At 64.7% G+C, this 19,807-nt stretch carries 21 protein-coding genes, 1 tRNA gene and 1 pseudogene; 12 read left to right on the forward strand and 11 right to left on the reverse strand.

Annotated elements, in window-relative coordinates; translation table 11 throughout:
- The 6 genes and pseudogenes from WBG82_RS07625 to WBG82_RS07650 all read left to right on the forward strand — a co-directional run.
- Positions 1 to 266: pseudogene (locus WBG82_RS07625) on the forward strand (aminobenzoate oxygenase); the annotation flags it as partial.
- A 165-nt stretch (positions 267 to 431) separates the two neighbouring features.
- Positions 432 to 935: a hypothetical protein gene (locus tag WBG82_RS07630; protein ID WP_424423300.1), complete on the forward strand. Its 504-nt coding sequence runs from the start codon at positions 432 to 434 to the stop codon at positions 933 to 935.
- Positions 936 to 1,054: 119 nt separating this feature from the next.
- On the forward strand, positions 1,055 to 3,052 hold the full coding sequence (locus WBG82_RS07635; RefSeq protein WP_424423303.1) for a methylmalonyl-CoA mutase family protein: 1,998 nt from the start codon (positions 1,055 to 1,057) through the stop codon (positions 3,050 to 3,052).
- Positions 3,053 to 3,164: 112 nt separating this feature from the next.
- Positions 3,165 to 3,431, forward strand: a complete 267-nt coding sequence (locus WBG82_RS07640; RefSeq protein ID WP_424423306.1) for a hypothetical protein — start codon at positions 3,165 to 3,167, stop codon at positions 3,429 to 3,431.
- Between the two features lie 3 nt (positions 3,432 to 3,434).
- On the forward strand, positions 3,435 to 4,523 hold the full coding sequence (locus tag WBG82_RS07645; RefSeq protein WP_424423308.1) for a hypothetical protein: 1,089 nt from the start codon (positions 3,435 to 3,437) through the stop codon (positions 4,521 to 4,523).
- A 5-nt stretch (positions 4,524 to 4,528) separates the two neighbouring features.
- Positions 4,529 to 5,191, forward strand: coding sequence for a hypothetical protein (locus WBG82_RS07650; RefSeq protein WP_424423311.1), 663 nt, complete (start codon positions 4,529 to 4,531; stop codon positions 5,189 to 5,191).
- Between the two features lie 9 nt (positions 5,192 to 5,200).
- On the opposite strand, the gene WBG82_RS07655 is transcribed toward WBG82_RS07650, so the two are convergent.
- A complete protein-coding gene (locus WBG82_RS07655; protein ID WP_424423313.1) occupies positions 5,201 to 6,226 on the reverse strand; it encodes an acyltransferase family protein in 1,026 nt (341 codons plus the stop codon).
- A 94-nt stretch (positions 6,227 to 6,320) separates the two neighbouring features.
- On the reverse strand, positions 6,321 to 7,223 hold the full coding sequence (gluQRS, locus tag WBG82_RS07660) for a tRNA glutamyl-Q(34) synthetase GluQRS (protein WP_424423316.1): 903 nt from the start codon (positions 7,221 to 7,223) through the stop codon (positions 6,321 to 6,323).
- A gap of 186 nt (positions 7,224 to 7,409) precedes the next feature.
- On the opposite strand from gluQRS, the gene WBG82_RS07665 reads away from it, so the two are divergent.
- Positions 7,410 to 7,970: an HNH endonuclease gene (locus tag WBG82_RS07665; RefSeq protein ID WP_424423320.1), complete on the forward strand. Its 561-nt coding sequence runs from the start codon at positions 7,410 to 7,412 to the stop codon at positions 7,968 to 7,970.
- 12 nt (positions 7,971 to 7,982) lie between these two features.
- Here WBG82_RS07665 and WBG82_RS07670 read toward each other — a convergent pair whose 3' ends face one another.
- From WBG82_RS07670 to WBG82_RS07685, 4 genes are all read right to left on the reverse strand, one after another.
- Entirely contained in the window at positions 7,983 to 8,570 is a 588-nt protein-coding gene (locus WBG82_RS07670) for a demethoxyubiquinone hydroxylase family protein (RefSeq protein ID WP_424423323.1), read from the reverse strand.
- Positions 8,571 to 8,582: 12 nt separating this feature from the next.
- Positions 8,583 to 9,104 carry a disulfide bond formation protein B gene (locus WBG82_RS07675; RefSeq protein WP_424423326.1) on the reverse strand — a complete coding sequence of 174 codons (522 nt, stop codon included), beginning with the start codon at positions 9,102 to 9,104 and terminating at the stop codon, positions 8,583 to 8,585.
- 66 nt (positions 9,105 to 9,170) lie between these two features.
- Complete coding sequence (gene ybaL / locus WBG82_RS07680) at positions 9,171 to 10,901, reverse strand: YbaL family putative K(+) efflux transporter (protein ID WP_424423328.1); 1,731 nt, start codon at positions 10,899 to 10,901, stop codon at positions 9,171 to 9,173.
- 161 nt (positions 10,902 to 11,062) lie between these two features.
- Entirely contained in the window at positions 11,063 to 11,644 is a 582-nt protein-coding gene (locus tag WBG82_RS07685) for a YqaA family protein (protein WP_424423330.1), read from the reverse strand.
- 155 nt (positions 11,645 to 11,799) lie between these two features.
- On the opposite strand from WBG82_RS07685, the gene WBG82_RS07690 reads away from it, so the two are divergent.
- Positions 11,800 to 11,885, forward strand: a tRNA-Leu gene (locus WBG82_RS07690).
- 29 nt (positions 11,886 to 11,914) lie between these two features.
- Here WBG82_RS07690 and WBG82_RS07695 read toward each other — a convergent pair.
- From WBG82_RS07695 to WBG82_RS07705, 3 genes are all read right to left on the reverse strand, one after another.
- Entirely contained in the window at positions 11,915 to 12,733 is an 819-nt protein-coding gene (locus tag WBG82_RS07695; protein ID WP_424423333.1) for a sulfotransferase domain-containing protein, read from the reverse strand.
- A gap of 227 nt (positions 12,734 to 12,960) precedes the next feature.
- Positions 12,961 to 13,458 carry an N-acetyltransferase family protein gene (locus WBG82_RS07700; protein WP_424423336.1) on the reverse strand — a complete coding sequence of 166 codons (498 nt, stop codon included), beginning with the start codon at positions 13,456 to 13,458 and terminating at the stop codon, positions 12,961 to 12,963.
- Between the two features lie 32 nt (positions 13,459 to 13,490).
- Positions 13,491 to 14,195, reverse strand: a complete 705-nt coding sequence (locus WBG82_RS07705) for a TetR/AcrR family transcriptional regulator (RefSeq protein WP_424423338.1) — start codon at positions 14,193 to 14,195, stop codon at positions 13,491 to 13,493.
- A 103-nt stretch (positions 14,196 to 14,298) separates the two neighbouring features.
- On the opposite strand from WBG82_RS07705, the gene WBG82_RS07710 reads away from it, so the two are divergent.
- The 3 genes from WBG82_RS07710 to WBG82_RS07720 all read left to right on the forward strand — a co-directional run bounded on the left by WBG82_RS07710 (position 14,299) and on the right by WBG82_RS07720 (position 16,168).
- A complete protein-coding gene (locus WBG82_RS07710) occupies positions 14,299 to 15,090 on the forward strand; it encodes a Coq4 family protein (protein ID WP_424423341.1) in 792 nt (263 codons plus the stop codon).
- 149 nt (positions 15,091 to 15,239) lie between these two features.
- Positions 15,240 to 15,593, forward strand: coding sequence for a Spx/MgsR family RNA polymerase-binding regulatory protein (locus WBG82_RS07715; protein ID WP_424423343.1), 354 nt, complete (start codon positions 15,240 to 15,242; stop codon positions 15,591 to 15,593).
- A complete protein-coding gene (locus tag WBG82_RS07720) occupies positions 15,590 to 16,168 on the forward strand; it encodes a GNAT family N-acetyltransferase (RefSeq protein ID WP_424423345.1) in 579 nt (192 codons plus the stop codon). Before WBG82_RS07715 ends, WBG82_RS07720 begins: the two co-directional genes overlap by 4 nt.
- Here the strand turns inward: WBG82_RS07720 and WBG82_RS07725 are convergent.
- Positions 16,161 to 16,424, reverse strand: a complete 264-nt coding sequence (locus WBG82_RS07725; RefSeq protein WP_424423348.1) for a sulfurtransferase TusA family protein — start codon at positions 16,422 to 16,424, stop codon at positions 16,161 to 16,163. The two genes, WBG82_RS07720 and WBG82_RS07725, sit on opposite strands and share 8 nt — an antisense overlap.
- A 230-nt stretch (positions 16,425 to 16,654) precedes the next feature.
- Here WBG82_RS07725 and WBG82_RS07730 point away from each other — a divergent pair, with 230 nt between their 5' ends.
- A complete protein-coding gene (locus WBG82_RS07730) occupies positions 16,655 to 18,454 on the forward strand; it encodes a long-chain-acyl-CoA synthetase (protein ID WP_424423350.1) in 1,800 nt (599 codons plus the stop codon).
- A 73-nt stretch (positions 18,455 to 18,527) separates the two neighbouring features.
- On the opposite strand, the gene WBG82_RS07735 is transcribed toward WBG82_RS07730, so the two are convergent.
- Complete coding sequence (locus WBG82_RS07735) at positions 18,528 to 19,745, reverse strand: LLM class flavin-dependent oxidoreductase (protein WP_424423352.1); 1,218 nt, start codon at positions 19,743 to 19,745, stop codon at positions 18,528 to 18,530.
- Positions 19,746 to 19,807 lie beyond the last annotated feature (62 nt).

The following is a 19,807-nucleotide window of genomic DNA, read 5'->3' on the forward strand; positions in this document are numbered from 1 at the left end:
CGGTCGACTGCGCCGAGCACATGTATCACTCCGGCTTCATGGAGACGTTCCGCAACGGGCTCTTCCAGCGCATCGTGCCCATCGTCAAGGATATCGGCCTCTGGGGGCCGCGTATCCGAAAGGGGTACGAGGAAATGGGCGTGATCGGCTTTGCCGATCAGGACGTCGAGGCGCTCCAGAGCAATGATGACAGCATCGCGCGGGATTTCGACGCCCGCCGCAAGCATATCGAACGCGTCGCCGCAAGGGCGTCCGCCGCCGAATAAGACTCGAAATAGAAAGTCGATCGGCGCGAGTGAAACGCCGGGGCCCGCAAGGCTCCGGCGTTTTTGATTGATGCGGCGGGGCGCGGCAGATTGGGATGTCGGTCGGGGGACCGGAAGCGTATGATGCATCCGGTCAGGGGGCTTCATTCGATCCCGGAGGGACAGATGACGAACCAAGCCACCCGTGATTTCAGACGCCGCTTCTCCGCCCTCACCCTCGCCGCGACCTTGCTTCTGCCGGCAGCGGCGCTTGCCGAGGAAAAGCCCGCGGAGCGCATGCCGTCACCCCCGCCTCAGGGGCAGAACATGCCCCAGCAGGGCGAGCGGCACATGCCGCCGCCGCCGCCCCAGCACCGCGCGGAGGAAGGCCGCAAGATGAACCGCACGGCGATGCGGCGCGAGCATCCCGAATTCACAGCCGACCAGTCGGGCTTCGCGCGCGACTATTACCGCAGGAACAACTGGGAAGGGCGTCCGCTGCCGCATGGCCAGCGCCTCGGGGTCGGGCACAGGCTGCCGCGCGGCGTCCACAGGCATCCGCTGCCGGCCGATCTCGCCTACCGCTTTCCGCATGGTCACGGCTATGAGGCCTATATCGTCGGCGACGATATCGTGCTCGTGGCGGTGGCGACGGGCATCATCGTCGACATCCTGTCCAATGTTCACTGACGGGGCGGCGGCACGCCCCGGGGCCCGGGCTCCGATCCGGGCCTCGATGGCTTTTGCGCTGCAAACGGGCCTGTGGTAATGGGCGAGGCTATTCGGACGCAGCGTAAAGGGCGGAAGACATGGCGAAGGAAGAAGGCGGCCAGCCGAGCGCAGGCAGGGACAAGCCCTGGATTTTCCGCACCTATGCGGGCCATTCGACCGCCCAGGCCTCGAACGAGCTTTATCGCACCAATCTCGCTCGCGGGCAGACGGGCCTTTCGGTCGCCTTCGATCTGCCGACGCAGACCGGCTATGACAGCGATCACGAGCTGGCGCGCGGCGAGGTCGGCAAGGTGGGCGTGCCGATCAGCCATATCGGCGACATGCGCCAGCTTTTCGAGGGCATCCCGCTCGAGAAGATGAACACCTCGATGACGATCAACGCGACGGCCGCCTGGCTTCTCGCGCTCTATATCGCCGTCGCGGACGAGCAGGGCGCCGACCGCGCGAAGCTTCAGGGCACGGTTCAGAACGACATCATCAAGGAGTATCTCTCGCGCGGTACCTATGTGTTTCCGCCCGCGCCCTCCATGCGGCTCATCACCGACATCGTTTCCTACACCTATCGCGAAGTGCCGAAGTGGAACCCGACCAATGTCTGCTCCTATCACTTGCAGGAAGCAGGCGCGACGCCGGTGCAGGAGCTTGCCTTCGCGCTCGCCAATGCGATCGCCGTTCTCGACCATGTGAGGGCGAGCGGGCAGGTGCCGGAGGCGGAGTTTCCCGAGGTGGTCGGACGCATCTCCTTCTTCGTCAATGCCGGCGTGCGCTTCATCACCGAGATCGCCAAGATGCGCGCCTTTGTCGATCTCTGGGACGAGATCTGCCGGACGCGCTATGGCGTCGAGGACGCGAAGCTTCGCCGCTTCCGCTATGGCGTGCAGGTGAATTCGCTCGGCCTCACCGAGCAGCAGCCGGAAAACAACGTCTATCGCATCCTGATCGAGATGCTGGCCGTCACGCTGTCGAAGAAGGCGCGGGCCCGCGCCGTGCAGCTTCCGGCGTGGAACGAGGCGCTGGGCCTGCCGCGTCCCTGGGATCAGCAATGGTCCCTTCGCGCGCAGCAGATTCTCGCCTTCGAGACGGACCTTCTTCAGTATGAGGATATTTTCGACGGCAGCCAGGTGATGGATGCCAAGGTCGAGGCGCTGAAGGCCGAGGCGCGCGAGGAGCTTCGCCGCATCGAGGAGATGGGCGGCGCGATTGTCGCCATCGAGAGCGCCTATATGAAGGAGCAGCTCGTCTCGTCGAATTCCGCGCGGCTGGCAGCGATCGAGGCGGGCGAGCAGGTGGTCGTCGGCGTCAACAGATATGTCGAGACGGCGCCCTCGCCGCTCGCGACCGGCGAAGGCTCGATCCTCACCGTTCCGGCCGAGGTCGAGGCGGGGCAGATCGCGCGGCTCAAGGCGTGGCGGGCGGCGCGTGACGCGGGCGCGGTCGAGGCGGCGCTTGCCGAGCTTCGCCACGCGGCGAAGGAAGGCCGCAACATCATGGAGCCCTCCATCGCCTGCGCGCGCGCCGGCGTGACGACGGGCGAATGGGGAACGGCGCTGCGCGCGATCTTCGGCGAATATCGCGCGCCGACCGGCGTTTCACGCGCCGCGCGCAACGATGCGCCGGAGCTCGACCGCGTGCGCGAGATGGTCGATGCCGTGTCGGTGAAGCTCGGCCGGCGGCTCAAGTTCCTCGTCGGCAAGCCGGGCCTCGACGGACATTCCAACGGCGCCGAGCAGATCGCGGTCCGTGCGCGCGACTGCGGCATGGATGTCGTCTATGACGGCATCCGTCTTACCCCCGCCGAGATCGTGGATGCGGCGCGCGAAGGCCGGGTGCATGTGCTGGGGCTCTCGATCCTTTCGGGCTCGCATGTGCAACTCGTGACCGAGGTGATGACGCGCCTCAAGAATGAGGGGATCGACGTTCCGGTCGTCGTGGGCGGCATCATTCCGCATGAGGATGCCGAAAGGCTCCGCGCCGCCGGCGTCGCCGCCATCTATACGCCCAAGGACTTTCAGATCACCGACATCATGGCCGACATCGTGCGGCTGGTGGACTGGAACACCGACGCGGCGGCGTGAGGCGCTCGCCACATTCTTGCCTTATTCCCATAATGCTTCCGCCGCATTGGGCCGTTCCAATCTGACACGTGGTAGAGTTAACGGGCTCAACACGCAGATTGGAGGGACGGGCATGAGCGATGCGAAAGCGAGGCATGCGGGCTCGGCGCTGGCGGAGCATTCCGCGCGCGACTATGGGCGCAATGCGGAGCCACTTCCCGACATTCACGTCTTTTCGCGGCTATCAGAACTCGACGAGGCCTATGCCGGCGAGCTTGCAGAGGCGCGCGCCCGCGCCGAGACACTGACGCGCGAGATCGCCATGCTCGCCCGCAGGCTCGCCGAGCCGCTCCCGGAGCCGGGCGAGGGCAGGCGGCGCATCAGCACGGGGAGGGCGTGAGCGATGGCGAGCGCAAGTCTCATCCCTGAAGCGATGCGCGCGGAGATCGCGCGGAACTATATCGCCAGCGAGCGCGAGGCGCGGTTCGCGTTCTTCCACGCGGGCGCCTTTCTCGTGCTCCTTCTCGTTTCGCTCGGCGCCGTGCTCGTCGATTACATGATCGTCAGCGAGTTCTGGACGCGCGCGCTTGCCAATGAGTTCCTCGAGCTACCTGGCACGCTCGCAAGTTCGGTCGCCTTCAAATCCCTCCAGGTCCTCTTCGCGACCATCGCCGCCCATATTCTCTATGAGCATATGGGGCGCTTCGGCCGCGGCTTCTTCGTGCGCGCGGTCTTCGTGCTCGCGCTCGCCATGCTCGTCGGCGTCGGTCTGCTGCTGGCCACCATGTCGCTGCCGAACGGGCTTGCGGCAACGGGCGCAGGCTCGGGCGTCGGCTCCTCACTCGGCTCGGCGCTTGCCGGGCTCGGCATCGAGGCGCCCGCCACGGGCGATGCGGCCAGCGTCTCCTCCGAACTCGACGCGGTGCGAAGCTGGCAGCCTTTCTTCTGGCTCGGTTCGCTCGGCGTCGTCTTTCTCGTCGTCACGGGCGTTGCCGCGCTCTGCATCCATTTTGCGACGGAGGAGCTGAGGCGCATCGTTCTTGCGCGCGATTTCGCGCATCGCCGCCGCGACATGGCGCGGCTCGCGGCGCTCGAAGCGGAGTATGACGAGATTCGCCAGAGGCTTTCTGAAATGGAGGGGCCCGAGAACAGGCGCCATTTGCTCTGGACAGGGCTCATGCGCGAGGCCCGCGCCTATGAGCAGGGGCTCGACGAGGCGCGCCGCGCCCTGCCGCTCGCCGCCCGGACCCCGAGGCTCATCGGCCGGGGCGCGCAGGTGACAGGCCCCGCCGCGGACCGGCTCAAGGGCTGCGAAGCCTCGCGCGATGTCACGCGCTATGAGAGGCTTTTCGACGAGTGGTGGGAGCGACGCTCTCGCAATGCGATGAAGGCGGGCCCGACGGCATCGGGCGGCATGAGGGAACCTTTCGGCGAGGTTCTGCCGCCCTTGCGGGCGCCCCGCCCGATAGGGTTTGAAAGGGCGGCGGAGTGAGCGCGATGCGCCGTGCCGCTCTCGCGCTTTGTCTCGCGGCGGGGCTTTCGGCGCCCGCCCTTGCCGATGGGCCCTCGCCGCGCACGGTCGTTATCGGGCTCGATCTCTCCATGAGCAATCCGCTCGTGAAAAACGACGCCTATGCCGCGCGCGTCGCGGCGCGCACGGCGGAGGAGCTTCGGGCGCTGCCGCTCAGGTCGCGCGTGATGCTCAGGACCTTCGGTTCCTATGATGGGAGCGCCAACACGCTCAAGGTCGATCAGGTGATCTCGGCCCATGCGCGGCCCGAGGCCGTGGCCGGAGGAATGGCCACGCTCATCGCCAATGTTCCGAAGCTCGTGAAGGAAGGAAAGCTCAAGGCGCAAGGCAAAACGAGCATCGTGCCTTTCCTCGAGACGGAGGCCGAGCTTGTCGATTGCAAGGCGTCGTCCGTCCATATCATTCTGCTTACGGACGGGTTCGAGGATTCCGAATATGCGACGCTGACGAAGCGCGGCGGCCGCCTGCCCGCGCCCGCGCCGATCTTCGCCGGTTGCGACAGGCTCCTGATCCTCGGTCTTGGGCAAGGCGCGGGAAGCCCGTCCGCCACGCTGCATCTTCGCAAGGAATGGACGGCCTATGCGGAGAAGGCGGGCTTCAGGAGCTTCACGGGTCTTTACGACTGGTAGGCGAGGCTCTCACGCGGCGGCGGTGGCGGGTTCCTTCGCGCCACGGGACTTCAGCCTGAAAGCATCCGGCCGCACGAAGACGAAGGCGAGCGGCGTGTTCTCGACTATGCGGAAGGCCAGAAGCGGCATGCCGACCGCCATGGCGAGCGACATCAGCGTCAGGAAATCGCCATGGGTGACGCCGAGCTTGATGAGCAGCACGCGCGAGGCGGCCATGGGCAGGAAGAAGGCGAGGAACACATAGAGCGAGCGCGAGCCGATATAGGTGAGCGGCGCGGCGAGCCCCCGCTCGACCAGCAGAACGACGAGGATGAGCGTCGCGGTAGCGCCCGCAAAGGCGGTCGCGAGTTCGAAGGCGCGTATGTCGATCTCGCCGGAAAAGACGACCGACCCGATGGCGAGATAGAGCGCCGCGCCGGCGCCGAGCGCCGCAAGCGGCCGGGCGCGCACCAGATCGGCCATTCGGAATATGTAAGGCGCGCCGTAAACGCCGATGACGAAGAAGATGAAGCGTCCGGCGAATTCGTCCGGCACCGTCCAGCCCGTATGGAGCCTGGAGAAATAGAGGGCGAGCGCGAGGCCGATGACGAACGGCTTCGGCAGGTCGCGCATGAGGCGCATCGCCACGAAGAAGAGGCTCAGTTCATAGATGAACCAGAGAATGCCGAAGGGCTCGAAGGGGATCATCAGCAGCGTCTTGTAGTTCACCACCCATTCGCTGTCATGGGGCAGTGCCATCTTCAGGCCGATCTGGATCGCCGACCATAGCAGATAGAAATAGACGAAGTGCAGCACCTTCCCGTCGATGAAGGAGCGCAGATCGCTGCGAAGCGAGCGGGCGGCGAAAAGTCCGGCGACGAGGAAGAAGAGCGGCATCCGGAAGGGAACAGTAAATTCGCAGAGAAGATTGAAGATGTAGGGCATCTTGTGCAGGGCGACCGCGTCGTTATAGGTCGCGTGCTTCATGACGACGAGCACCATGGTCAGGCCCTTGGCGGCGTCTACCCAGTCGATGCGCGGCTTGGCGGCGGTCATTTACCGTACTTTCTGCGGATGCACGTCCCCCGATGGAACGCCATGGAGCTCCGGGGTCCGTCCAAGCAGAAATCAGGCCAGTGAAACCGCCGTTTCAGATGCCGGCGAGGCGCCGCACATCGGCGGGGGAGAGGCCATCGGCACGCAATTCGCGCAGGCCCATATCCTTCGCGCTCTTCGAAAGCCGGCGCCCCGTCTCGTCGCGCACCAGTGGATGGTGGCGGTACCGCGGCTCGGGAAGATCGAGCAGCACCTGCAGCAGCCGGTGCACATGGGTCGCCGGGAAGAGGTCCTGGCCCCGCGTCACCAGCGTCACGCCCTGAATGGCATCATCGACCGTCACTGCCAAATGATAGCTCGTCGGCACGTCCTTGCGGGCGATGATGACATCGCCGAAGAGCAGGGGGTCGATGGGGATGCGGCCAAGCTCGCCGCGCGGGCCGCCATGCTCCTCAAGGAAGGAGATGGGGCCGCCCGCCTTCTTCTCGGCGAGTTCGAGCGCCTTTTCGACGTCGAGGCGCCAGGCATAGGAGCGTCCCTCCCACATGAGCCTGTTGAGTTCCCCGCCGGGCAGATCCTTGTAGATGCCGGGATAGATCGGCGCGCCGTCAGGATCGCTCGGCCAGTGCTTCGGGCCGATGCCCGTCGCGGCGATGGCGTCGGCGATCTCCTTGCGTGTGGCGAAGCAGGGATAGACGACCTCCATGGAGCGAAGGCGCTTCAGCGCCGCTTCATAATCGGCGAAATGCTCGGACTGGCGGCGCACCGGCTCTTCCCACACGAGGCCGAGCCAGGCGAGGTCCTCATAGATGCCCTGCTCATATTCCGGGCGGCAGCGGCCGGTGTCGATGTCCTCTATGCGAAGGAGAAAGCGCCCGCCGAGCGACTTCGCCGTCTCATAGGCGAAGATCGCGGAATAGGCATGCCCCAGATGCAGCCAGCCGTTCGGGCTCGGTGCGAAGCGGAGGACGTCGCGTTGCGGCCGGGTTATGGGCATGAGGACAGAACGAGGCTCGCTTCATTGAAGGCGGGCTCTTTATAGCTCAATGAGCGCTGCTGAACGAGGCGGCACAAGAAACCACTAGGAGTGGCTTCACAAAGTTGTTTTACGAGATGTAGTATTCTCCGTGACAATTCGGGACGCGGTCCGTCATTGGGGCGTTAGCGATCCCAGGAGGGCAGCGTGCACGGTTCGTTTGCCAATCCGGATAGTTGTCCGGCCCTTGTGTTGAATGCGGATTACAGACCGCTCAGCTATTACCCGCTCTCGCTCTGGTCGTGGCAGGATGCGATCAAGGCGGTGTTCATGGATCGTGTGAACATCGTCTCGTGCTATGACACTTATGTCCGCTCACCGAGCTTCGAGATGAAGCTGCCGAGCGTCGTCTCGCTCAAATCCTATGTGAAGCCCGCGCGCTATCCCGCCTTCACGCGGTTCAATCTTTTCCTGCGCGACCGCTTCAACTGCCAGTATTGCGGGGCGCGGCACGAGCTGACCTTCGATCATGTGGTCCCGCGCTCGCGGGGCGGACAGACGACATGGGAAAATGTCGTGACCGCCTGCGCGCCCTGCAATCTCAGAAAGGGCGGCAAGATGCCCGAGCAGGCGGAGATGTTTCCGCTGCAAAAGCCCTATCGTCCGACCGTCAACGATCTGCACAAGAACGGACGGCATTTTCCGCCGAACTATCTGCATGAGAGCTGGCAGGACTATCTCTACTGGGACAGCGAGCTGGAGCCCTGAGGGCGGGCGCGCTCAGACCTTTTCCGACAGCCTGATGGCGATGCGGCAGCCCGTGCGTATGAGGCTCGATAGCAGGGGATAGGCGGGCGCTTCCTTCGCGCCCTTGGCGATCGCCTCGTCGCGGTGCTGCACTTCCTCGAGGCGGAAGCGTTCGATCGTTTCGCGCAGCGGAGCTTCCTCTTCGCCCATGGCTTCGAGCTTGCGCACCTGGCCCGCATAATGCTCGTCGATGACATCCTCGACCGCCTCGGTGCAAGCATGGGCCGCCTTCTCGCCCATCAGGGCCGTCGCGGCGCCGAGCGCGAAGCCCGCGACATGCCAGATCGGAGCAAAGGCCGTCGGTCGCACGCGGCGCTCGTTCACGAGATCGTTGAAGCGGGCGAGGTGAAGCTCCTCATCCTTCGACATGCGCGTCAGCGCCTCGACCGTCTCCTGCTTGCCCGGCAGATATTTGAAGACCGCGAGCTGGCCCGCATAGATGCGGACGGCGCCATATTCGCCTGCGTGATCTACGCGAAGGATCTCCTCCACCGTGCTGTTGCGCGGGCGGCCGGGCTGGGCGGAAACGGGGCGGGGCGATTTGCGGGGTTGTCTCGGCATGGTCGGGGCGCCTCATTCCAGGCCGCGCGCGTCGCGCCTGAAGCGGATGACGGGAAGGGAGGAGAGCGCCAAAAGCGCGAGCGACACAAGGAAATTGAACCCGGCCAGCGAGATGCCGAAGAGCGTCCAGGGCGCCTTGTCGCATTGAGGGGTTCTCATGCCCGACTGAAGCTCCGCCTGAAGAGTTTCGAGCGAGTTCGAGACGAGGCCGCCGCCCGTGCAGCTCGCCGGGCCCGGCCACCATTTGTATTCGACGCCTGCATGATAGCCGGAAATCCCGGCATTGATGGCGAAGGCGGCCGCGCAGAGCGCGAGAAGGACGACCGGGCCGATGCCGAGATTGGCCTCGCGCGACAGGAGCCCGGCGAAAAGCGCCGCGGGAATGGCGAAGTAATAGGGCATGCGTTCGATCAGGCAGAGGTGGCAGGGCGCGTAGCCGAGCGCGTACTGAAAGAAATAGGCGCCGCCAAGCGTCGCGACGCTTGCGGCAAGGACGATCCAGGGGATCGAGAGAGGCGAGATCCGGTCCAGCATGGGCGGCATTCAATCATGCCTCGCGCCGAAGGACGAGAGGCTTGTCGCCGCACGGGGCCGGGCGCATCAGGCCGTGTGAGGGGCTATGACGGCCCCCTTCATGTCATTGCTGGCGCCATTGCCCAGGGCATGCTCGATCATGCCGCGCGCGATCTCGCGCTCGCCCATGATGATGAGGTTCGCGCCGTGCTGGCGCAGATAGTCGATCTCGGCATCGGAATAGGCGCGGGCTATGATTTCGAGCGAGGGGCTCAGCTTGCGCGCCTGCTGGACGGCCTGTCCCGCCTCGAAGGCGTTGGAGATGGCGACGAAGAGCCAGCGCGCGGCGGGAAGATTGGCCGCGGCGATGACGCTGGCGCTCGCGGCATTGCCCTTGATGACCGCGTAGTCCTGCTGGCCGAGCTTCGCGGCGATGTCCTCCGCCGTCTCGATGACGAGCACGGGCATGCCGGCCTGCTGGAGCTTCTTGCCGATGAGGCTGCCGACCTCGCCGAAGCCGATGACGACGGCGTGATCGCGAAGCGACGTTGGCGGAATTTCTTCTTCGATCTTCACTTCGAGCCTGTCGGCGAGATCGGGGTAGCCGAGTTTTTCGAGCCAGGGCTTGAGGCGGTCGAGCGCCATGAAGAAGAGCGGGTTGGCGACGATCGAGAGCAGGGCGCCAGCGAGGATGAGGTCGCGCCCGCGAGCCGGGAGAAGTTCAAGGCTGACGCCGAGCGTCGCGAGGATGAAGGAGAACTCGCCGATCTGCGCAAGGCTCGCCGAAATGGTGAGCGCGGTCGAGTTCGGATGGCCGAAGGCGCGAACGATGAAGAAGGCCACGGCGGATTTGCCCAGGACGATGATGAGCAGCGTCGCGAGCACGGTCAGCGGCTCGTTGAGCAGGGTCTTCGGGTCGAACAGCATGCCGACGGACACGAAGAAGAGGACGGCGAAGGCGTCGCGCAGCGGAAGCGATTCTTCCGCCGCGCGCTGGCTGAGGGGAGATTCGCTCAGCACCATGCCCGCGAAGAAGGCGCCGAGCGCGAAGGAGACGCCGAAAAGCACCGCCGCGCCATAGGCGACGCCGAGCGCAATGACGAGCACGGCCAGCCGGAAAAGCTCGCGCGAGCCGGAATGGGCGATGAAATGCAGAAGCCAGGGGATGACCTTCCGGCCGACGACGAGCATCAGCGCCACGAAAGCGGCGACCTTGCCGAGCGTGACGAGGAGAGTTCTGGTCACGCCCCACGCGTCGACGGCGGTGCCCTCCGCGCCGCTGCCCGCCGCATGGAGAAGGCCCGCAAGCGCCGGCAGCAGCACCAGCGTCAACACCATGGCGAGGTCCTCGACGATGAGCCAGCCGATGGCGATGCGGCCGCGCTCGGTGTCGACGAGACGGCGCTCCTGCATGGCGCGAAGGAGCACGACCGTACTGGCGGTGGAAAGCGCGAGGCCGAAGACGAGGCCGGAGCCGACGGGCCATCCGAGTGCCCATGAGAGCGCCATGCCAAGGAGCGTCGCGGCGGCGATCTGGGCGAGCGCGCCCCGAATGGCGATGGCCTTAACGGAGAGGAGGTCCTTCAGCGAGAAATGCAGCCCGACGCCGAACATCAGCAGGATGACGCCGATCTCGGCAAGCTCCGGCGCGAGCGCGCGGTCGGCGACGAAGCCCGGCGTGAACGGCCCGGCAAGCACACCCGCCAGCAGATAACCGACCAGGGGCGAAACGCGGAAGCGATTGGCGATCGCGCCAAAGATGAAGGCGAGCACGAGGCCGCCGACGATGGTGGTTATGAGGGGGGTGTGATGAAGCATGCGCCTCCCTGGTGCGTCTGGCGGTTCCGTGTGTTGCGTAGACTTATATGGTGACCAATGGGGAGTGGTACAGGCGAGAAAAAATGTAGGAAGACCCGCATGGATGCGGGTGCAGGCGGGAAATCGTGTCGAGCGGGTGTCGCCGGTTCGCGGGCGGGGAGCTAGATGACGTAGCGGGCGACGACGAAGCCCGCAACGATCAGCAAGGCGAAGGCCGCGGAGACGAGGCCGAGGTGCTCCTCGATGAAGCGCTTTATGGGCTCGCCGAAGCGGTTGAGGATGCCTGCGACGAGGAAGAAGCGCGCGCCCCGCGTGATGAGCGAGAGCACGATGAACCAGAACAGGCTGTAGCCCGCGAAGCCCGAGGCGATGGTCACGAGCTTGTAGGGGATGGGCGTCGCGCCCTTGATGAGGATGATCCAGGCTCCCCATTCGCCATAGAGCGCGCGGAACTCCTCGAGCTTGTCCTCATAGCCGTAAATGGAAATGAGCCAGTGGCCCAGCGTGTCATAGAGGAGGGCGCCGATCGCATAGCCGAGAAGCGCGCCGGCGACCGATGCGATCGTGCAGACGGTGGCATAGAACCATGCGCGCTCGGGCCGGGCGACGGTCATCGGCACGAGCATCACGTCCGGCGGTACCGGAAAGAAGGAGCTTTCGGCGAAGGAGACGGCGGCGAGTGCCCAATGGGCATGCTTGTGCCCTGAAAGGCGGATCGTCCAGTTGTAGAGGCCGCGCAGCATGACATCGTCCCGGTTGGAGCCGCACCGGGTTTAGCAGGCTCCGGCGGGGGGTGTCCATCTCGCCCCGTCGGGCGCGGCCGGGGCTGCCCGGCCCAGTGCTCACATTTTGTTTGATCGGCAGAAACCGCCGACTATCATGCGCGCTCCCCAAGGGGGCCCCTGTGGCGGAATGGTAGACGCGGCAGACTCAAAATCTGTTGCCTTCACGGGCGTGCTGGTTCGAGTCCGGCCAGGGGCACCAATCCAAGGTCTTGCCGCATTCCGGCAGCTTCAGTTCAGATAGCCGAGTTCTCGCATCAGCGGCGCCCAGCGCTGCTCGACCTTGCGGGCGATCGGGGCGGGCAGCTCCTTCCGCCATCCGCCCGATGTCGCGTTGCGGACGAAGGGGATGTCGCGCCGCTTTCTCAGCGCGGGGTCGTTGTCGGCCTCTCGCGCCTCTATCGCGCGCATCTTGTCGGCGGCCGATGCCTCGATCGCGCCGGCGATCATTTCGTCCGTGAAAGGAATGCCGAGAAAGCGGGCGGCCTGTGCGAGCCGCGCATGGGGATTGGCCAGCAGGTCCTCATAACGCAGCACGAGAAAGGACTTGCTCGAGCGCCGCGCGCCAAGCCAGCTTCCGACATTTTCCGCCCAGGAACCGGCACTTCGTGCCGGTACGTTGCCCTCAAGGAAAATTTCGGCGAATTCGGCGATCGTCATGTCGTCGGCGATGTCTTCCTGCTTCCGGCTGTAGTGGAAATAGGAGACGAGAACGTCGCGCGGATCGCGGCAGAGATAGAGAACGCGGCGATAATCGGGCCTGAAAACCTCGTGGCTCTTCAGGTAGCGCGAGCGCGAGCCTTTCGAGAAGTTGCCCTTGTTCAGCCGGTAGATGTCCGGGATCAGATCGTTGACGGCGCGGAAATCGGCAGGCTCGGCCGGCCGGAGAAGATTTGCGAGGCAGAACCTCATCCAGGTGTTCCCGGATTTCGGATAGGAGCAGATCCAGACGTCGTCCTCCGCCGCCCATAGCGGCACAGCCGGATCGCGCCGAGCCTTCTTGATGTTGAGCTTCGGCGGCAGCAGTCGAATGTTTACATGATAGTCCATATCGCCCGCGACGGTCTGTTGTCCGGTAATTTCGAGATACGTTCTAGATAACCGTGCCGCGACGACAAAGCCCGTATAAAACTCAGATATTGGTGGTGAATAATGCCTGTTCGGTCTGGGAAGTGAATAATTTTCCAATATTTACAGTGTATTTCAAAAGCGCATTAATTATAAGAAAAATGAATAAAATTATACTCACCATAATTGCAGCGTGAGCGGTTCTTCTTTCAGTTCCCGATGATGAGCTGCATCATGACGAGGTCGAGCCAGCGGCCGAATTTGCGGCCCACTTCCGGCATGCGCGCCGTTTCCACGAAGCCGAAGCGGGCGTGGAGGGCGAGCGAGGCTTCATTCTCCGCTTCGATGGCGGCGACGATGACATGGCGGCCTTCCGCCCGCGCCGCCTCGATGAGCGCTGCCAGCAGCAAGGCGCCGGTGCCCCTGCCGCGCCGGTCGGCGCGCACATAGACCGAATTCTCGATCGTGTGGCGGTAGCCGTCGTGCGGCCGGAAGGGGCCATAGGTCGCATAGCCGAGAATTTCGTGGCCGTCCGTTGCGACAAGGACCGGAAACCCTGCCGCGCGCCGCTCCGTGAACCAGTCGCGGCGGTTCTCTAAGTCGGCCTCCTCGTCGATCCAGATGGCGGTCGTGTGTCTCACCGCGTCGTTGTAGATCGAGAGAATGGCGGGAATATCCTCGATGGTCGCGCTGCGGACGGAGACCATGGGACGCCTTTCTGAAAGCCCGGCGGCGAGGGTCAGGCCTTCAATTTGCGCGGGACGCCCGCATGTTCGCTCAGAAGATCGGCGAACCAGCGACGGAAGCGCAGTACGCCTTCCTGATCGAGGCCCGCTTCCTCGGCAAGCTGGCGGCCGATGATCGCATCTCCGAAGGCGGCGCTCGCCGTCAGCATGGCGATGAACAGCGTGTCCTCGCGATCGGGCGCGGGCGCGCCCGACTTTTCCGCGTATCGCGCGCGGCCCGCATGAAGCTCGTTTGCGATGTCCGTCATCATGGAGCGCGATGTGCCCTGATCGACGATCCGTCCCGTGAGCATCATCCAGGAGAGAAGGCGCGCCGTGCCGCGATCGCTCAGCGCCTGAAACACATTCTCGATGAGTTCGGCGGCCTCGAGTTCGCTGCCGGACTTGCCCTTCAGAGCCGCCATCAGCTTGTCGCGCAATTGCTCGGATGTTCTGGCGATCAGCGCGCGGACGAGGCCCTCCCGGCTTTCGAAGTGATGGAGGATCGCCGGATGCGATATGCCGACATCGCGCGCGATGTCCTGTAGCCTGATCCCTTCGGGGCCTTGCGTCGCCAGCCTGACTTCAGCGGCGTCGAGGATGAGGCGCCTTGCCTCCTCGGCCGAGCGCCGGACCCGCTTGGCGGCGGGCTTCGATCCGGCCGGCGCGCTCGCGGGGGCATGATGAGGGGGTGTGCCCGGCTTCGTTGCAGTCGTCACTATGCGATACCTCCCGGACAGATATTGACAGCAATGTCAGTATAATCCATATTTTCTGAAGACGGAATTCAGCTTTGGGTATTCTATCAGGAGAGGCCAGGCGATGACGACGATCTCCGACATTTCCACTAAGAGCGGTTCGAGGCCGGCGCGCAAGCGTATCGAGCCGCTGAAGGCGATCAGGGCCATTCGCGCGCTCATCGCCGACAAGGAGGATACGGGCCAGGTCTTCAGGATCATCGACGCCCTGTCCGGCGGGTCGGACGAGCGCATGTTCGGCCGGTTCATCGCCAATGAAACGGGCCAGCGCATCGTCGGCGAGAAGCGCTCTCTCCTCGCCACGCTCTGCGATCGCGAGCGGCTGTCGCGGCTTCCCGAGGGCACGCTCGGGCGCATCTATCACGAATTCATGGCGGTGGAGAACCTGACGGCGGACGGGCTTGTGGAGGCCAGCGCGGAAGCGCCGCGGCGCTATGGCGAGATGCCCGAGGCCGCCACGATCTTCCGCGACCGGATGCGCGACTCGCACGACCTCTGGCATGTGACGACGGGCTATGGCCGCGACGGGCTCGGCGAGCTTTGCCTGCTCGCCTTCACCTATGCGCAGACGCGCAATCGCGGCATCGGCTTCATCGTGCTCGTCGGCGCCCGCGTCGCGACCAAGCAGGCGCCGGGTCTCGGCATCTGGCGCGCGGTCCGCGAGGGCTACCGCCTCGGCAAGGCCGCGCAATGGCTGCCGCTCGCCGATTGGGAGACGCTGCTCTCCCTGCCGCTCGCCGATGTGCGGGCACGGCTCGGCATCGGCGCGCCCGTCATCTACCAGCGCATCGAGCCGATCACCTCCGCCGCCGAAAAGACCAAGATGGCCGGCCAGGGCATGAAGACGGCCGCCTGAGCGCGTCTATCTTCCCCCAAGGGCGGTTCACGGGATTTCCGACCTCTCCCTCATTGCTGATATGCTGCCTGCATGCACCCCGGCGGATCTCCATGATCCGCCGGCGGCGCCTTGACATGTTCGCAGTCGATGAAGGTTGAGAGGCAGGATTGATTACCGTCTATGGATTGAAGAATTGCGATACGTGCCGCAAGGCGCTCGCCTGGCTCCAGCAGGAGAAGATCGCATATCGTTTCGTCGATCTCAGGGCCGACGGCATCGGGCGGGCCGACATTGCGCGCTTCGCAAAGGCCATGGGCGTCGACAAGCTTCTCAACAAGGCGAGCACGACCTGGCGCGGGCTTGCCGACGACGAAAAGAGCTTCCCCGACGAAGCTGCCGCCATCGCCCTCATGGAAAAGCATCCGGCGCTCATCAAGCGCCCGGTGTTCGACATGGGAAAGACCGTCGTTGCGGGTTTCCGCGACGCGGAGAAGGCAATGGTCCGGGCAGCGAAGGCATGATCTTGCGCAAGCGCGCCCCAGCCCATCATGGGATCGCGCTGCCGATCGAGACGCCGCGTCTCGTCCTGCGCGATTTCAGGGCGGGCGATGTCGAGGCCGTGCACGCCTATGCGTCGTGCGAGGATGTGGCGCGCTACATGATCTGGGGGCCGAACACGCCCGCGCAGAGCCGCGAGGCCGTCGAGGGGTTTCTCGAGGATCAGCGCCGGCGGCCGCGCATCGCCTATGATCTTGCCATCACGCTGAAGCCCGCGGGCGAGGTCGTTGGGGGCGCCGGGCTCTCCATCATCGACCGGGCGAACAGGCTCGGCGATATCGGCTATGTTCTGCACCCGGATTTCTGGGGCTTCGGCATCGCCGCCGAGGCGGCGCGCGCGCTTCTCGACGCGGGATTCCGCGAACTCGGCCTCCGGCGCATCGTCGCCAGCTGCGATCAGCGCAACAAGGCGTCGGCCCGGGTGATGGAGCGGATCGGCATGCGCCGGGAGGGTGCCTTCCGGCAGTCGAAATTCATCCAGGGCGACTGGCGCGACGAATATCTCTACGCGATCCTCGCCGAGGAATTTCTCAGCTAGACGTCTCGCGAAGCTCCGCGGCCCTGCGGATCAGGAATTCGATCCAGCTTCCCCTGTCGCGGGTTTCCAGAAGCTCATGCCCGCTCTCGACGCAGAAATGGGGCAGATCGACGCGCGAAACGGGGTCGGTCGTGAACACGCGAAGCAGCGTGCCGGGCTCCAGATTGGCAAGGCGCTTCTTCGTCCGCAGCACGGGCAGGGGGCAGTTCTGGCCCATGACGTCGAGAATGAGTTCCGGCTCGGTCATTTCCTGCATTGGGCGGGGGTCCTGCTTCTGGTCCGTTTCGCTTTCGAGCGTGAGCGAGGCATCTTCGGGGGCGGGATCATGGCCCCAAAAATGCCCCCTGTCATCCCGTGGGGGCAAGCGTAACGAACAAGGCTTTCCTTGCGTCACCTTGACCTTGCGGAGCCTCCGCAGGCATAAACGCAAGTCGAATGCGCGTTCTCTACCTCGGGAGCCGCATCAGGGGGGGGAAGGAGATCGCGATGGGCTTTTTCAGACGAATCCGCAATGAGATCATCTATCTGCGAGCGGCGCTCCGCACGCTCGGCCGCTTGAGCGCCATCTACAAGACGCCCAATCGCACCTTCGCCGATACGATCGAGGATCTCGCGAAGTCGAAGCCCAAAAACGTCGCGATCTATTTCGAGAACCGGAAGATCACCTATCGCGAACTCGACGAGGCGGCCAACCGCTATGCGCGCTGGGCGCAGGCGCAGGGCATCGGCAAGGGCGATGTCGTCGCGCTGATGATGGAGAACCGGCCGGAATATCTGATCGCCTGGATCGGCATCATCAAGGTTGGCGCTTCGGCGGCGCTCATCAATTCCAATCTCGTCAAGGGGCCGCTCGCGCACAGTCTCAACATTTCGGGCGCGCAGCATCTCGTGCTCGGCGCCGAGCTCGCGGAGGCTTATGCGACCGCGACCGACGGGCTCGAGCGTCCGCTCACCGTCTGGGCGACGGGCGGTGCGGTGCAGGGCATGCAGAACCTCGATGCCGCGCTCGCGCAGCAATCGGGCGAGCCGCTGCCGGCCGATACGCGCAAGGGGCTCACGCTCAACGACAACGCGCTCTTCATCTATACGAGCGGCACGACGGGCAATCCCAAGGCGGCGCGGCTGCCGCATGCGCGTGTGCTGACCATGATGACCGGCTTCTCGGCGGCGGCGAATGCGACGGAGAAGGATCGCATGTATATCGCGCTGCCGCTCTATCACTCGGCAGGCGGCGTCTGCGCGGTCGGCACCACGCTCACGGTCGGCGGCTCGGTCATCATCCGGCGCAAATTCTCGGCGCGCGAGTTCTTCGCCGATTGCGCGAAATACGAGGCGACGCTCTTTCAGTATATCGGCGAGCTTTGCCGCTATCTTCTCAACACGGAGAAGCAGCCGCGCGAACGCAAGCACAAGATCAGGCTCGCCATTGGCAACGGGCTGCGCCCGGAAATCTGGCCGGCCTTCCAGAAGCGGTTCCGCATCCCGCGGGTTCTCGAATTCTACGGCGCGACCGAAGGCAATGTCGCGCTCATGAATTATGACGGCACGGTGGGCTCTGTTGGGCGCATTCCGGGCTGGGCGAAGAAGCGCTTCAATGTCGAGCTGGTGCGTTTCGATCTCGAAAGCGAGACGGTCGTGCGCGGCGCGGATGGTTTCTGCATCAAATGCGCGCCGGGCGAAGCGGGCGAGGCGATCGGCAAGATTTCCGACGATCCCAATACGCCGACCGGGCGCTTCGACGGATATGCCAAGAAGGAAGAGACCGAAAAGAAGATCCTTCGCGATGTCTTCGAGAAGGGAGATGCGTGGTTCCGCACCGGCGATCTGCTGCGTCAGGACAAGCTCGGCTATTTCTATTTCGTCGATCGCATCGGCGACACGTTCCGCTGGAAAGGCGAGAACGTGTCCACGGCCGAGGTCACGGAGGCGATCTCGGTTTTCCCCGGCATCAAGGAAGCGAACGTTTATGGCGTGCAGGTTCCGGGCACGGATGGCCGCGCGGGCATGGCCTCGATCGTTGCCGACGGCTCGCTCGATCTCGACAAGCTGCGCGGCCATATCGAGAAGGAACTTCCCGAATATGCGCGCCCGCTCTTCATTCGCGTGAGCCCCGAGATCGAGGTCACGGGCACGTTCAAGCATCGCAAGGTCGAGCTTGTGCGCGAGGGCTTCGATGTGAAGCGGGTGAGCGATCCGATCTATTTCAACTCGCCCGTGGACAGGAAGTTCGTGCCGCTGGACGAGGCGCTTCACGACCAGATCTGTTCCGGCGAATTCAGGCTCTGATCGCCGGCGGGAAAATCAAAAGGGCGGCCTTTCGGGCCGCCCTTTTCGTATCTTCGCATGAGTGAGGCGGAGGTTACTCCGCGGCGCCGGACTTCTTGTCGAGGCCCATGGCGGCGAGGATTTCGGGGCGGATATTCTCCGTGCCCTTCTTCTCGACATGCTGGGCGACGCGGGCGCCGACCGCCATCATGGCCTGGCCCATGAAGCTTTCGCGATTGTCCTTCGCCCAGTTGAGCGAGACCTCGCGGTTGTCGTTGAGGTTCTGGAATTTCGGGAACACATAGCGCGCCATCAGCTCATAGGAGCGCCTGGTGTTCTCCCAGTTCGCCCAGTTGTGGGCGAGCTGCATGAAGCAGCCGAAGCCGCCCGACTGCTTCTGCAGGCGCTCGATCTGGGCGATGGCGTCGTCAGGCGTGCCGACGACGGCCATGCCGGAGGCGATGAGCGCATCGACGGGATCGGAGCCGTCCGTCGGCGCGAGCGGCAGAGCCGCCACTTCGCGGAAGTAGTAGAGCCACTTGTCGAGGCCGAAGCGCACATTCTCGCGCGCTTTCTCCCGCGTCTCGGCGATGTGCACCGGGCCGACGAGGCGCCAGCCGGAGCGATCGACCGTCTTGCCGCTGTCCTTCGCCGTGTCCTCGCAGATCGCCCAGTTGGTGGCGAGCGCGTTGAAGCCGCCGGCGGAGGTCGCGCCGATGGACAGGAGGCTCAGCCCGTGGCGGCCGGCCGCCGTCGCGCCTGTGGGCGAGACCTGGCTTGCTACCGCGATCTCGACGCTCGGCCGCGACCAGGGCGTCATCTGCAGGCGGGCATTGTTGAGCTCGAACCAGTCGGTCTTCATCGTCACCGTCTCGCCGCGGAGGAGCGGCACGATCGCTTCGAGCGCCTCGTCCATCATGTCGCGCTGCTTCTGGACGTTGATGCCCATCATGATCGCGTCGGAGGGCAGCGAGCCGGGGCCCACGCCCAGCATGACGCGGCCGCGCGTGATGTGGTCGAGCTGGTTGATGCGGTCGGCGAGCATCAGCGGGTGATGATAGGGAAGCGAGGAGACGCCCGTGCCGAGGCGGATATTGCGCGTGCGCTCGGCGACAGTGGCGATGAAGAGTTCGGGGCTGGCGATGAGTTCGTAGCCGGCCGAATGGTGTTCGCCGATCCAGGCTTCGTCATAGCCGAGCTGGTCCATCCACTGCACGAGTTCGATGTCGCGCTCGAGGGCGAGGGTCGGGTTCTCGTCGAGCGGGTGGAAGGGGGCGATGAAGGCGCCGAAGCGCAATTTCTGTCCGAGCATTCTGTCCTGTCTCCGGTTTTCTTGTTTCGATTTCGGGGTTTCGATTTCGGGTTTCGGTATGG

The sequence above is a fragment of the Parvibaculum sp. genome (assembly GCF_049671045.1).
Lineage (GTDB): Bacteria > Pseudomonadota > Alphaproteobacteria > Parvibaculales > Parvibaculaceae > Parvibaculum.